The organism is Thalassotalea euphylliae (assembly GCF_003390335.1).
GTDB classification, from domain to species: domain Bacteria; phylum Pseudomonadota; class Gammaproteobacteria; order Enterobacterales; family Alteromonadaceae; genus Thalassotalea_F; species Thalassotalea_F euphylliae_B.
On sequence record NZ_QUOU01000001.1, the window covers coordinates 2,193,916 to 2,207,587 of the forward strand.

13 protein-coding genes are annotated in these 13,672 nt (G+C 42.9%); 7 read left to right on the forward strand and 6 right to left on the reverse strand.

Going from position 1 to position 13,672, the window contains the following annotated elements; translation table 11 throughout:
* Positions 1-37 precede the first annotated feature (37 nt).
* The 4 genes from DXX93_RS09675 (at position 38) to icd (ending at position 5,441) form a co-directional block, all read left to right on the forward strand.
* Positions 38-2,269, forward strand: a complete 2,232-nt coding sequence (locus DXX93_RS09675) for an NADP-dependent isocitrate dehydrogenase (RefSeq protein ID WP_116007922.1) — start codon at positions 38-40, stop codon at positions 2,267-2,269.
* 223 nt (positions 2,270-2,492) lie between these two features.
* The gene (locus DXX93_RS09680; RefSeq protein ID WP_116007923.1) at positions 2,493-3,158 is read left to right on the forward strand and encodes a LysE family translocator; all 666 of its coding nucleotides are present in this window, start codon (positions 2,493-2,495) and stop codon (positions 3,156-3,158) included.
* A gap of 131 nt (positions 3,159-3,289) precedes the next feature.
* Positions 3,290-3,946, forward strand: a complete 657-nt coding sequence (locus tag DXX93_RS09685; protein WP_181902187.1) for an SGNH/GDSL hydrolase family protein — start codon at positions 3,290-3,292, stop codon at positions 3,944-3,946.
* A 241-nt stretch (positions 3,947-4,187) separates the two neighbouring features.
* Complete coding sequence (gene icd / locus DXX93_RS09690) at positions 4,188-5,441, forward strand: NADP-dependent isocitrate dehydrogenase (protein ID WP_116007925.1); 1,254 nt, start codon at positions 4,188-4,190, stop codon at positions 5,439-5,441.
* A 167-nt stretch (positions 5,442-5,608) separates the two neighbouring features.
* Here icd and cspD read toward each other — a convergent pair whose 3' ends face one another.
* The gene (gene cspD, locus DXX93_RS09695; RefSeq protein WP_116000172.1) at positions 5,609-5,830 is read right to left on the reverse strand and encodes a cold shock domain-containing protein CspD; all 222 of its coding nucleotides are present in this window, start codon (positions 5,828-5,830) and stop codon (positions 5,609-5,611) included.
* Positions 5,831-6,043: 213 nt separating this feature from the next.
* Here cspD and clpS point away from each other — a divergent pair, with 213 nt between their 5' ends.
* Both clpS and clpA read left to right on the forward strand, forming a co-directional pair.
* Positions 6,044-6,364, forward strand: a complete 321-nt coding sequence (gene clpS / locus DXX93_RS09700) for an ATP-dependent Clp protease adapter ClpS (protein WP_116007926.1) — start codon at positions 6,044-6,046, stop codon at positions 6,362-6,364.
* Between the two features lie 31 nt (positions 6,365-6,395).
* Positions 6,396-8,657, forward strand: a complete 2,262-nt coding sequence (gene clpA / locus DXX93_RS09705; RefSeq protein WP_116007927.1) for an ATP-dependent Clp protease ATP-binding subunit ClpA — start codon at positions 6,396-6,398, stop codon at positions 8,655-8,657.
* Positions 8,658-8,773: 116 nt separating this feature from the next.
* Here the strand turns inward: clpA and infA are convergent, their stop codons facing one another.
* The 5 genes from infA to ald form a co-directional block, all read right to left on the reverse strand.
* Positions 8,774-8,992, reverse strand: a complete 219-nt coding sequence (gene infA, locus DXX93_RS09710; RefSeq protein WP_093328826.1) for a translation initiation factor IF-1 — start codon at positions 8,990-8,992, stop codon at positions 8,774-8,776.
* Positions 8,993-9,106: 114 nt separating this feature from the next.
* On the reverse strand, positions 9,107-9,817 hold the full coding sequence (locus DXX93_RS09715; protein WP_116007928.1) for an arginyltransferase: 711 nt from the start codon (positions 9,815-9,817) through the stop codon (positions 9,107-9,109).
* Positions 9,818-9,876: 59 nt separating this feature from the next.
* Positions 9,877-10,584, reverse strand: coding sequence for a leucyl/phenylalanyl-tRNA--protein transferase (gene aat, locus DXX93_RS09720; RefSeq protein ID WP_116007929.1), 708 nt, complete (start codon positions 10,582-10,584; stop codon positions 9,877-9,879).
* 62 nt (positions 10,585-10,646) lie between these two features.
* Entirely contained in the window at positions 10,647-11,597 is a 951-nt protein-coding gene (trxB, locus tag DXX93_RS09725) for a thioredoxin-disulfide reductase (protein WP_116007930.1), read from the reverse strand.
* A 167-nt stretch (positions 11,598-11,764) separates the two neighbouring features.
* The gene (gene ald, locus DXX93_RS09730; protein ID WP_116007931.1) at positions 11,765-12,886 is read right to left on the reverse strand and encodes an alanine dehydrogenase; all 1,122 of its coding nucleotides are present in this window, start codon (positions 12,884-12,886) and stop codon (positions 11,765-11,767) included.
* Between the two features lie 128 nt (positions 12,887-13,014).
* On the opposite strand from ald, the gene lrp reads away from it, so the two are divergent.
* Positions 13,015-13,533 carry a leucine-responsive transcriptional regulator Lrp gene (gene lrp / locus DXX93_RS09735; RefSeq protein ID WP_116007932.1) on the forward strand — a complete coding sequence of 173 codons (519 nt, stop codon included), beginning with the start codon at positions 13,015-13,017 and terminating at the stop codon, positions 13,531-13,533.
* Positions 13,534-13,672: the final 139 nt, after the last annotated feature.

Below are 13,672 nucleotides of genomic sequence, written 5' to 3' on the forward strand. Positions count from 1 at the left end.
GCTTAGTGGCACGTTCTTAACGAAACTAGGATTATCAATGAGTAAAGATACATCAAAGATCATTTACACCATTACTGATGAAGCGCCAGCACTGGCGACTCAATCGTTACTACCTATTATTAAAGCTTATACGGCGTCTTCAGGCATCGATGTCGAAACTCGTGATATCTCGTTAGCTGGTCGTGTAATTGCTAATTTTCCTAAGTACTTAACGGCAGAGCAACGCATTGGCGATGCTCTGGCAGAATTAGGTGAATTAGCGAAAACACCAGAAGCCAATATTATTAAGCTACCAAATATCAGTGCGTCAATTCCGCAATTACAAGCAACGATTAAAGAGCTACAAGCGAAAGGTTATAACTTACCTGATTACCCAGAAGAGCCACAAAGTGAAGCGGAAGAGTCAATCAAACTGACTTACGCAAAAGTATTAGGCTCAGCTGTTAACCCTGTACTTCGCGAAGGTAACTCTGATCGCCGTGCACCGGGCTCAGTAAAACAATACGCAAAGAACAACCCACACTCGATGGGCGCTTGGTCAAGCGAGTCAAAATCACACGTTGCACACATGGATGCAGGTGATTTCTACGGTAGTGAAAAATCGACTACTATCGCAGGTGAAACACACGCGAATATCGAATTCGTCGCTGAAAATGGTGATGTGACTTTGTTAAAAGAGCATATTGCCCTTGAAGACAAAGAAGTGATTGACGCGTCAGTCATGAACGCTAAAGCACTCGTTGCTTTCTTTGAACAAGAAATCGAAAAAGCGAAAGAAGAAGATGTACTTTTCTCGTTGCACATGAAAGCAACCATGATGAAAGTATCAGACCCAATCATCTTCGGTCACTGTGTAAAAGTTTACTACAAAGCCGTGTTTGAAAAGCACGCTGCGGTATTTGACCAATTAGGTGTTGATGCTAACAACGGTATTGGCGATGTTTACGCGAAAATCGGTCGTTTACCTGCTGAAAAGCAAGCTGAAATTGAAGCTGACTTACAAGCGGTTTACGAAACTCGCCCACCAATGGCGATGGTTGATTCAGATCGCGGTATTACTAACTTACACGTACCAAGCGATATTATTATCGATGCGTCTATGCCGGCAGCGCTTCGTGCATCTGGCCAAATGTGGGGTCCAGACGGTAAGCAAAAAGACACTAAGTTTACGATTCCAGATCGTAACTATGCGGGTGTATACCAAGCAGTTGTTGATTTTTGTCGTGAAAACGGTGCATTCGATCCAACGACTATGGGTACCGTACCAAATGTTGGCCTAATGGCGAAAAAAGCGGAAGAGTACGGCTCACACGACAAAACATTCACGGCTGCAGCAAACGGTACCATTCGCGTAGTTGATGCTGCTGGTCAAGTATTACTTGAGCAAGCAGTGGAAGCGGGTGATATTTTCCGTATGTGTCAGGCGAAAGACGCACCAATTCAAGATTGGGTAAAACTAGCGGTTAATCGTTCACGTTTATCAGGCATGCCTGCAGTATTCTGGTTAGACGAAAACCGTGCACACGATGCTGAGTTAATCAAAAAAGTAAACCAGTACTTGCCAGAGCACGACACTGATGGTTTGGATATTCGTATTCTTGCACCAGTTGATGCTTGTCAGTTCTCACTAGAGCGCATGAAAAAAGGCGAAGATACGATTTCTGTGACGGGTAACGTGTTACGCGATTACTTAACTGACTTGTTCCCAATTTTAGAGTTAGGTACGTCAGCGAAAATGCTATCAATTGTACCGCTGATGAACGGTGGTGGACTATTTGAAACGGGCGCTGGTGGTTCAGCACCTAAGCACGTTCAACAGTTTGAAAAAGAAAACCACTTACGTTGGGATTCTTTAGGTGAATTCTTAGCGCTAGCGGCTTCTTTAGAGCACTTAGCAAACTTTGCCGGTAACGCTAAAGCACAAGTACTAGCGGATACTTTAGATGCGGCAACAGCGAAATTCTTGCAAGAGAACAAGTCGCCATCGCGTCGTGTTAACGAGCTAGATAACCGTGGCTCTCACTTCTACCTAGCAACTTACTGGGCAGAAGCATTGGCTGCACAAGACAAAGATGCTGAGTTAGCACAGGCATTTGGCCCAGTTGCGCAGGCGTTAACTAAGCAAGAAGAGAAGATTGTTGCTGAATTAAACGATGCACAAGGCGTTGCAATGGATATTGGTGGTTACTACTTCCCTGATGAAGCACAAGCCTCAACAGCCATGCGTCCAAGTGACACACTAAATACGATTTTATCTACGCTGCTATAACGTCAAGTTAGCAAGTATAAAATTCACATAATTAAGCCCGCAGCTGCGGGCTTTTTTTCGCCTACAGTAAAGCTCAGTGTTTGAATTCACGATGGTTTATTTTGAAAATGTGTAGTTCTGAGTTAACAGGGGTTGACATCACATAATAAACATAAGTAAATCAAAAGACGTATGACAAAGCTTGAATTAACTCGCTTGTGAACGAGATAAACAAGGAAGAAGCATGGAGCTGTCTGAAGGCTTATTACTGATCACGACCATACACTTACTTGCAGCAGCATCACCTGGTCCTGACTTTGTGCTGGTCTCACAGCAAACGCTTTTACATGGAAAGAAAACTGGTCTGTTATGTAGCTTGGGCATTGCATTAGGGCTAGCGGTGCATATTGTGTATTCATCACTAGGGTTAGCCGCGATTATCGCCAGTTCAGAAACCATTTTGTGGGGTATAAAGTTAGTGGGTGGGAGTTACCTGATTTACCTTGGTATTCAGGGTTTAAAAGCTAAAAAGTTGGAGCGCTTAAATAATTCCAATAGCGCAAGCGAAGATAGCATTGCGCGTAAGTCACCTGATACTGTGGAACAGCTCGCTTCTCGCAGAACGTTAGCGAAAGGCTTTTTATGTAATGCGTTAAACCCCAAAGCACCTATTTATTTTGTTGCCTTGTTTACTATGGTGCTATCACCCGATATGCCACTGTATCAGCTCGCTATTTATGGCGTATGGATGATGATATTGCAGTTTGCATGGTTTGCCACTGTCGTCATGCTGTTAAGTCGACCTAAAATAAACAATCGGTTTCAACAATTTGGCCACTGGCTAGACAGAGTGCTAGGTGGTGCTATGTTGCTCATGGGCATAAAAGTGTTGACCAGTAAAATTAACTAGCTCTATTTTAAACTAAAAAACTCTGACTTTATTTGATGATTAACGCTAGGCTTTTTCAGTACACCTATACGCTGCTCAGCGCTCCAGTATGGGTATTGCAAGGCATACATACCAAACGAATAGCAACTCGCTTGCCAGAAGCATCTGGCGAACGTTGCTTTGTGGTAGAGCCGCCAGTTGTTGCTGGTAAAAAGCAAGTGCTAAACGTTGCCGTGATAGGAGATTCGGTCGCCGCAGGTGTTGGTATAGGGGCACTAAAAGATGCATTGGCAGGTCATATTGCCAGCCAGCTAAGTGAACGGCATCAAGTCGATGTTAAACTGTCTGTATTGGCTAAATCCGGTGATAAAATTGAGCAACTGCAAGCCGCAATGAAGCGTCAGCAAACAGAAGCATATGATTATGTCATCATTTCTATTGGTGTTAATGATGCAAAAAGCTTTAAGTCGAGCGGTAAATGGTCAATGCAACTTATGGAACTGATGTCGTTAATTGAACACAAATTTCGGCCGCAACAAATCTTACTGCTCGCTATTCCACCGTTAGAGCGCTTCCCGCTCTTAAAAAAACCGCTTGCGGACGTGTTAGGCTTTCGCAGCAGTCGTTTAAATGCAGTAACGAGTGAATTACAAAAGCGCGCATCGCAGCAATTTACCGTAGTCAACTATCAATTAATTCCCAAGCCAAGTCACTTCACGGCAGACGGATTTCACCCAAACGAAACCGCTAGTATGGCGATTGCTAAAACCATTGTCGATAATTATTTAGCAAAGCCAAAAGCTCGCTAAATAATTCTCAAATAACAGAGTTTTTTGCTTGGTTTATTCTAGATGGGTAGTTATTCTTAGAGTGAACCTAAGGCGTTTTGGTCATTATTAAAAGCAGATGGAATGTAGTTTTTTACTTATTCATCACATTTATATTGGCTATCGATTTTGAAAAATTAGTGTCATTACTCTTTTTCGTTTAGGTTACACCTGTGGTCAGCGTACCTAGTGATAATAACTCAGCATTTCAGGGGAGAGCCTTATGTCTTCGCAAATAACAATTCCAGCAGACGGGCAAAAAATTACCATCGAAAACGGTCGATTAACAGTACCGAATAATCCAATTATTCCTTTTATCGAAGGTGACGGTATTGGCATTGATGTCACGCCAACCATGCGCAAGGTTGTCGATGCCGCGGTAGATATCGCCTATAAAGGCGAGAAAAAGATAAGCTGGATGGAAGTATACGCTGGTGAGAAAGCGACCGAAGTTTATGATTCTGAAACTTGGTTACCAGAAGAAACGCTTGCCATGTTTCGCGAGTATCGCGTAGGTATCAAGGGGCCGTTAACAACGCCTGTCGGCGGTGGCATCCGCTCGCTCAACGTTGCGCTTCGTCAAGTATTAGATTTATATGTTTGTCAGCGCCCGGTGCAATGGTTTACGGGCGTCCCTAGCCCAGTTAAGCACCCAGAAGCAGTCGACATGGTTATTTTCCGTGAGAACTCCGAAGATATCTACGCAGGTATCGAATATAAAGCGGGTACTGAACAAGCCGAAAAAATGATTAACTTCTTGACCCAAGAAATGGGGGTATCGTCAATCCGCTTTACTCAAGATTGTGGTATTGGTATCAAGCCTGTTTCTAAAGAAGGTACGCAGCGCTTAGTGCGCAAAGCTATTCAATATGCCATTGACAATGATCGCGACTCGGTAACCTTAGTACACAAAGGTAACATCATGAAGTACACCGAAGGCGCATTCAAAGAATGGGGCTATCAACTAGCACACGATGAATTTGGTGCAGAATTGCTTGATGGCGGCCCGTGGTTGTCTATGAAAAACCCAAACAACGGTAAAGAGATCATTATTAAAGATGTTATTGCCGATGCCATGCTGCAGCAAATTTTGCTGCGTCCAGAAGAGTACAGTGTTATTGCTACACTGAACTTAAATGGCGATTACATATCAGATGCGTTAGCGGCGCAAGTTGGCGGTATTGGTATTGCACCAGGGGCAAATATTAGTGATGAAGTGGCAATTTTTGAAGCAACGCACGGTACAGCTCCTAAATACGCAGGCCTGAATAAAGTTAACCCAGGCTCTGTGATTTTGTCTGCTGAAATGATGTTACGTCATATGGGGTGGTCAGAAGCGGCTGACTTAATGCTTAAAGGCATGTCTGGTGCAATCGGTGCGAAAACCGTCACTTATGACTTCGAGCGTTTAATGGAAGGCGCAACGCTAGTGTCTTGTTCAGAATTTGGTGACGAAATTATCAAACATCTGGGTTAGTCTGGCATTGCTGCTGCGCTAACTTATTTTTTAACGAATACCTTTCAGCAGCGGCTCTTGTACATCTTTACTTGAGCTTTAGCGATACGTCGGCATGTAAAGAAAGACATTAAAAAACACAGCATAAGCTGTGTTTTTTTATTAGCGCTACTGATTTATGCAATAAATCAATTTTCCGCTTCAGGTTCGATAGGTACTATACTTGCCGCGTGATGACCTTTAGGGCCTTCATTTAGTTCGTAATTTACATCTTGACCCGCTTTCAGCGTTCGGTATCCTTCCATTTGAATAGTAGAGTAATGAGCAAATATGTCTTCTCCACCATCATCAGGGCGAATAAAACCAAACCCTTTTGCGTTGTTAAACCATTTAACCGTACCGTGAGCCATACTTCTACTTCCTTCTATATCCTGCGGTATAATTTAGGTATGCTTCCCATAACATATGCGTATAAACGCAGCGGCCAAAAAATAGCCACCTGTAAATCGTAGAATATGTGGCAAAATAGTCAAGATATTTACAGTATTTTTTACAAATTTCTAATAACCTATTTTTCGTAAAAAGGTTCAGCAAAATTAACGCGTAGAGACTAATATAGATTTATGAGTAACTGGAAAGAATTAACCGAATCACAACAAGGCACTGAGGAGTTAACAAAGGAACGAGTTGAGGAACCCCCTCGTTATCACGTCGTTCTGCTAAACGATGACTACACGCCGATGGACTTTGTGGTTGAAGTTTTACGTAGGTTTTTTAATATGGATTCTGAAAAGGCTACCGAAATCATGCTAACGATTCATTACAAAGGTAAAGCTCGATGTGGCACATACTCTGCTGAGATAGCAGAAACTAAAGTAGACCAAGTTGTTCGATACGCTGCAGAAAATCAACATCCATTGCAATGTTCAATGGAAAAAGCGTAACAGTGCAAGATTTAAGTAAGCTGGAGTATCTATGCTGAATAAAGATTTAGAAATTTCGTTAAACTTAGCCTTCCGTCAAGCTAAGGATTCTCGCCATGAATTTATGACGGTAGAGCATTTATTATTAGCTTTGCTTGATAACCCTTCCGCGGTTGAAGCACTTAAAGCCTGTGGCGCGGATATGTCAAAGCTGCGCAAGCATCTGGAAGACTTTATTGGTGAAACAACGCCTGTCATTCCCGCGGGTGAAGATGACAGAGAAACACAGCCTACGCTGGGTTTCCAACGGGTATTGCAGCGTGCGGTATTCCATGTGCAGTCATCTGGTAAAAATGAAGTTAATGGCTCGAATGTACTGGTTGCTATTTTTAGTGAGCAGGAATCCCAAGCGGCTTACATTCTGAAAAAATCCGATATTACTCGCTTAGACATCGTTAACTTTATCTCTCACGGTATCTCAAAAATTGATAATGGTGACAATGCAAGCCATGAAGAAGTTGAGCAACAGCAAGATGAAGAGCCAAGAGTGGTTGAAAGCTTTGCGGTGAATCTAAACGAAGAAGCGAAGAAAGGTAATATCGACCCACTCATTGGTCGTGATAATGAATTAGAGCGTACTTTACAAGTGTTAAGTCGCCGTCGCAAAAACAACCCCTTATTTGTGGGCGAAGCTGGGGTAGGTAAAACAGCTATTGCCGAAGGCTTGGCGGCCATGATTGTCAGTGAAAAAGTACCCGAGTTTTTAGTTGATGGGACTATTTATTCACTGGATATGGGGGCGCTACTTGCCGGTACTAAGTATCGCGGCGATTTTGAAAAACGCTTCAAATCGCTGCTAAAAGAGCTTGAAAAAGAGTCGAACGCGATTTTATTTATTGATGAAATCCATACCATTATTGGCGCGGGTGCGGCGTCGGGTGGCATGATGGACGCGTCTAATTTAATTAAGCCATTGTTGTCATCTGGCAAACTGCGTTGTTTAGGCTCTACCACGTACCAAGAATATCAAAGTATTTTTGAAAAAGATCGCGCGCTAGCTCGTCGTTTCCAAAAGATTGATATCGCTGAGCCAAGTGTTGACGATACCACTAAAATTTTACAAGGTTTGAAAGAGAAGTACGAAAGCCATCACGGCATTCGCTATACCCATAAAGCATTGAAAGCCGCAGCGCAGCTAGCCGACAAATACATTAACGAGCGCTTTTTGCCGGATAAAGCCATCGACATTATCGATGAAGCAGGTGCCAAGCAGCAGTTAGTTGCGCCATCGAAGCGCAAAAAAGTGATTAACAATAACGATATCGAGTCGATAGTTGCGAAAATGGCACGTATTCCAGAAAAATCTGTGTCTAGTTCAGAAAAAGATAACCTGCAAAACCTTGATCGCAACCTAAAACTGGTGGTGTTTGGTCAAGACAAAGCCATCGACGAACTCACCTCCGTTATTCGACTGTCAAGAGCGGGGCTAAGCAATGAGAGTAAGCCAATTGGCTCATTTATGTTTGCGGGGCCAACGGGTGTCGGAAAAACGGAAGTGACGCAACAGCTCGCGAAAATTCTTGGTGTTGAATTACTGCGTTACGACATGTCTGAGTACATGGAAAAACATGCGGTGAGTCGTTTAATCGGTGCACCTCCTGGCTATGTCGGTTATGAGCAAGGTGGTTTGCTAACCGATGCGGTAATCAAGCATCCACACGCGGTTGTGCTGTTGGATGAAATCGAAAAAGCCCACCAAGATGTTTATAACATTTTGTTGCAAGTGATGGATCACGGTACCTTGACTGACAACAATGGCCGTAAGGCTGATTTTAGAAACGTGATTTTAGTACTGACGACTAATGCGGGTGTGACCGAAACCACTCGTAAGTCGATTGGTTTTAAGCAGCAAGACCACAGTTTAGACGCGATGGATGAAATCAACCGCGTATTTACGCCGGAGTTCAGAAACCGCTTAGACAACATTGTTTGGTTTAACCACCTTGATACCGATATTATTTATCAAGTGATTGATAAGTTTATTGTCGAACTGCAAGCCTTACTCGACGAAAAAGGTGTATCGCTTGAGTTAAGTGCAGATGCTAAGTCTTGGTTAGCCGAGCGCGGTTATGACAAAAACATGGGGGCGAGGCCAATGGCGCGCTTAATTCAAGAACAGCTCAAAAAGCCACTAGCAAACGAATTGTTGTTTGGAGAGTTAGTGGGCGGTGGCGTGGTTAAAGTCACCGTTAACAAAAAAGATGAGCTAGTGATCAAAACCGAAAGCAACAAAAAAGAATTGGTAGAGCATTAAGCTGCCAATTCTCTGCTCGTGTACTAGCTAGTAACTCTAAACACAAAAAAGCCCTGAAATATCAGGGCTTTTTTGTAGATAATTCTTTAACGCTTTTTAAAAGAAAGGTTTAAACGTTATCTGGCACGGAAAATAATGCGACCTTTCGATAAGTCGTACGGCGTTAATTCAACCGTTACTTTGTCACCAGTTAAAATACGGATGTAGTTTTTGCGCATTTTGCCTGAGATGTGTGCAGTAACAACGTGGCCGTTTTCTAACTCAACGCGGAACATGGTGTTAGGTAATGTTTCTAAAACAGTACCTTGCATTTCAATATTTTCTTCTTTCGCCATTGGGCGTTTAACCTCTAAAGTTCATGGATATAAAGCTGCGCAGATCATGCCCAATTGTGATGACAAAGTAAAGCACCTAGGCTATTTATTTCACGTAGCGCCTTATATTCGCCGCTATTTTGATTGGCCTGGGATAATATGCCACTGGTTACCGTATAAGCGCTGATAGGGAAAGAACTTGTTTTTGTAGTTCATCTTTTGGCAATCATCGATCTGATAGCCTAAATAGAGAAACTCTTTACCGAGTGATTGTGCTACCTGTATCTGCTGCAATATCGAATAGATGCCTAAGCCGTTTTTGCGATAATCAGGGTCGTAAAAGGTATAAACAGCAGATAGCGCACTGGGGAGTTCATCGGTTACTGCGACACTAATCAGTTTGTCTCCATCGTATAACTCTATGAAATATTGCTCACAAATATGGGTAAACAAAAAGCTCTGATATTGTTCAAAGCTAGCAGGGTACATGGCACCATCTGAATGTAACTCATTGATATAGCGCTCGAATAGCGGGTAGTAGGCGTCTTTAGGCTGGCGGCTTTTAACAAGTGTTAAATGCTGATTTTTCTTTAATAAGCGTTTTTGGCTTTTACTTGGCGTAAAGGCTTGCACCATGACTTTAACGGATTGGCAAGCTTGGCAAGTTTTACAATGCGGGCGATAGACCTGCTCGCCACTGCGACGAAAGCCTTGGTGCATTAAGTAATCGTATTGTTTCGCTTGTTCATTGAGTTCATCAACCACAATTAACAAGCGCTCTTGATTGCCGGGTAAATAGTTGCACGGAAACTCTTTACTAATTCCCAAGCGAAAATCATAAATCATTAGCAATACCTCTGCTAAATTATAACTGCTTATCCATAATTGCTAATAACGACTCACTATTAATAACTAACAATACGTGGCGTCCAAAAACCACAAGTAAGCGAAACACTTTGCATTGCTTGTTTCTGCTTTATGAATTTACTACGACTTACTTCAACACAGCCCATGTCTTCTAGGAAAGGGTTGGTAATTTGGCAATCAATAAAAGTGATACCTTGGGCTTCTAGCTGCTTGGCAAGCGTCACCAATGCAATTTTAGAAGCATTAGGAGCCTTGTAAAACATCGACTCACCACTGAAGAATCCATTGATAGCGACGCCGTATAAACCACCTACCAGCTTTTCTTGATCCCAGACTTCAACAGAATGGGCGTGTCCCAACAAGTGCAGTTGACGATAAGCTGACATCATCTCAGGCACGATCCAAGTCTCATCATGACGAAATGGCGCATCAGCACATAGTTCAATCACTTGATCGAAAGCACGGTTGATTGATACTTGATAAGGGGTTTTATTCAAGAATTTGCGCAGGCTGCGGTTAATGCGAATATCGCTGGTGGGAATGATGGCGCGCGGGTCGGGTGACCACCACATAATCGGCTCACCATCACTAAACCACGGGAATATCCCTTCGCTGTAGGCTTGCACTAAACGTTGCGGGGTTAAGTCACCGCCAACAGCGAGTAAACCATTGGGTTCAGTTAAGGCGGACTCTAAAGGAGGAAAAGCCAAACTACTGGGATGAATAAAGGAAATAGTTTGGCTCATATACGTGGATTACTTGTTCAGAACGACTAGGGTAGGGCTAATTTAGGTTTAGCCTTTTGCATCTAGCTCTTAGCATCTAAGTAACGCTCTGCATCTAATGCCGCCATACAGCCAGCACCAGCAGAGGTAATCGCTTGACGGTAAATGTGATCAGCAACATCGCCTGCTGCAAATACGCCTTCAACACTGGTTTGCGTTGCATTACCGTTTGTACCGCTGTTGATGGTTAGGTAACCATCTTTCATGTCTAATTGACCTTTGAAAATGTCAGTGTTCGGCTTGTGACCAATGGCAATAAACGCACCTTGAACTTCAAGCTCTTCAGTGGCATCAGAGTTTGTATCTTTAATACGAACACTGGTAACCCCCATATTGTCACCTAGAACTTCGTCTAATGTGCGGTCTAAGTGTAAAACGATATTACCGTTTTCTACTTTATCCATTAAACGCTGTGTTAAGATTTTTTCTGAGCGGAAAGTGTCACGACGATGAATTAAGTGAACTTCTGATGCAATGTTTGATAAGTACAACGCTTCTTCAACAGCGGTGTTACCACCACCAACAACACACACTTTTTGGTTGCGGTAGAAGAAACCGTCACAAGTTGCACAAGCGGAAACACCTTTACCCATGAAGGCTTCTTCTGAAGGCAAACCTAAGTATTGTGCGGATGCGCCAGTACAAATAATTAACGCATCACATGTGTACTCGCTGCTGCCTTTTAAGCGGAATGGGCGCGTTTCAAGGTCAACTTCTTCGATGTGATCAAAAATAATTTCAGTATCAAACTTTTCAGCGTGCTTTTGCATGCGCACCATTAAATCTGGGCCAGTCAGATCATCTGCATCACCTGGCCAGTTTTCTACTTCTGTGGTGGTGGTTAATTGACCACCTTGTTGCATACCTGTGATCATCACAGGGTTTAAGTTAGCGCGAGCTGCATATACTGCTGCCGTGTAACCTGCTGGGCCTGAGCCTAAAATAAGAAGAGGAACGTGTCTTGCTTCGCTCATGGGATCTCCAAAAAATTCGTTTCGACAATATGGTTTCTATTGATTGGGATTTTAATAAAGTTATTCAAGTGAGGGAAATAACTTTTCGTCAATAAAAAAAAGCGCTCCTTATATTAAGAGCGCTTTTTGAGCATTTCAGCACAATGCTTAACCAGTGACTACTTAAATTAAGCGTTGGCTAATGCAGTTGCTGGCTCGATAAAATCAAAACCTAAATTTTCTGCAACTTCTTTCACCGTCACTTGACCGTTAATCACATTTAAACCGTTAAGTAGGTGTTTGTTGTCGTTAAGCGCTTGCTTGTAGCCTTTGTTCGCTAATTGAATGATGTAAGGCAGCGTTGCATTGTTTAGCGCGAAGGTTGATGTGCGTGGCACAGCCCCCGGCATGTTAGCAACACAGTAATGTACTACATCGTCAACAATATAAGTTGGCTCAGCGTGAGTTGTTGGTGTTGACGTTTCGATACAGCCGCCTTGGTCGATTGCCACATCAACAATCGCCGCGCCAGGCTTCATGTTTTTGATGTGCTCTTTGGTGACTAGCTTAGGTGCAGCAGCGCCGGGAATTAACACGCCACCAATCACTAAATCTGCGTCTACGACATGCTTTTCTAGTGCATCTGCTGTTGAGTAAATCGCTTTAACTTGGTTGCCAAATAAATCATCAAGTTTGCGCAATACGTTAACATTGCGATCAAGAATTACCACGTCAGCCCCCATGCCAACAGCCATTTTCGCCGCGTTAGCACCCACCATACCACCGCCAATAATCACAACTTTTGCTGGCTCTACACCAGGTACACCGCCAAGTAACATACCGCGACCCGCATTTGATTTCTCAAGTGCTTGGGCGCCGGCTTGAATTGACATGCGACCTGCAACTTCAGACATAGGAGCCAATAAAGGTAAGCCGCCGTTGTCGTCAGTAACCGTTTCATAAGCAATACATACCGCTTTGCTCTTCACTAAGTCTTGAGTTTGCGGTAAATCAGGTGCTAAGTGTAAGTAAGTAAAGAGAATCTGGTCTTCGCGTAACATCGCACGCTCAACTGCTTGTGGCTCTTTTACTTTAACGATCATTTCTGCCTTGGCAAAAACTTCTTCTGCCGTTGCTACAATGCTAGCGCCAGCGTCAATATAATCTTGATCTGTAAAGCCGATGCCAATACCTGCATTGGCTTCTACAAAAACGCTGTGGCCATGGTTAATTAGTTCACGGACACTAGCAGGCACCATACCTACGCGATATTCGTGATTTTTTATTTCCTTTGGTACACCGATGATCATATTCGTTTTCTCTATGGGTTGAAATTGGTGACTAGTATAGTAGTAAATATGTAGAGCATCCTGTCGTTATTTGCTATTTTGTAGAGAATAAAACTGTAAAAACTAAAAATTATAGAGAAAAATAAAAAATGCCGTTAAGTCGCTCCAATAATCGCCATGCCACGAATAAGAAAATTGACCGTATTGATCGCAATATCCTTGAAGAGCTTCAAAAAAATGGCCGCTTGTCTAATGTCGAATTGTCTAAAAGAGTCGGGTTAAGCCCAACACCTTGCCTTGAGCGCGTGAAACGACTTGAGAATGACGGGTATATCACGGGCTATCGCGCCATTTTAGAACCAGCGCTGTTAGATGCAGCGCTGTTGGTAATTGTCGAAATCACGTTAGAAAAGACGAGCCCAGATGTATTTGATGACTTTTCCAAAGCGGTACAAGATGTTGATGTAATCCAAGAATGTCACTTAGTGTCGGGGGATTTTGATTTCTTGTTAAAAACCCGTGTAAAAGACATGGCGGCTTATCGTGAATTACTTGGCGATACCTTGCTGCGTTTGCCAGCCGTAAGTGAAAGTCGCACTTATGTGGTGATGGAAGAAGTGAAATCTGCCAATGTCATTCCCGTTAATCTTGTCTCAGTTGGTCGGTAAGTGTTCGCCAATGGCGCGCCAAGGTAGGCTAAACGGTGATTTGTCGTTTTCTCTTGCCGTAAATTTTGTTATTTTACATAAACTAAAACAATAATTTTCCAAGTGGTAATTCTTTGTCTTCTTCTCGTGAAAAATTAAC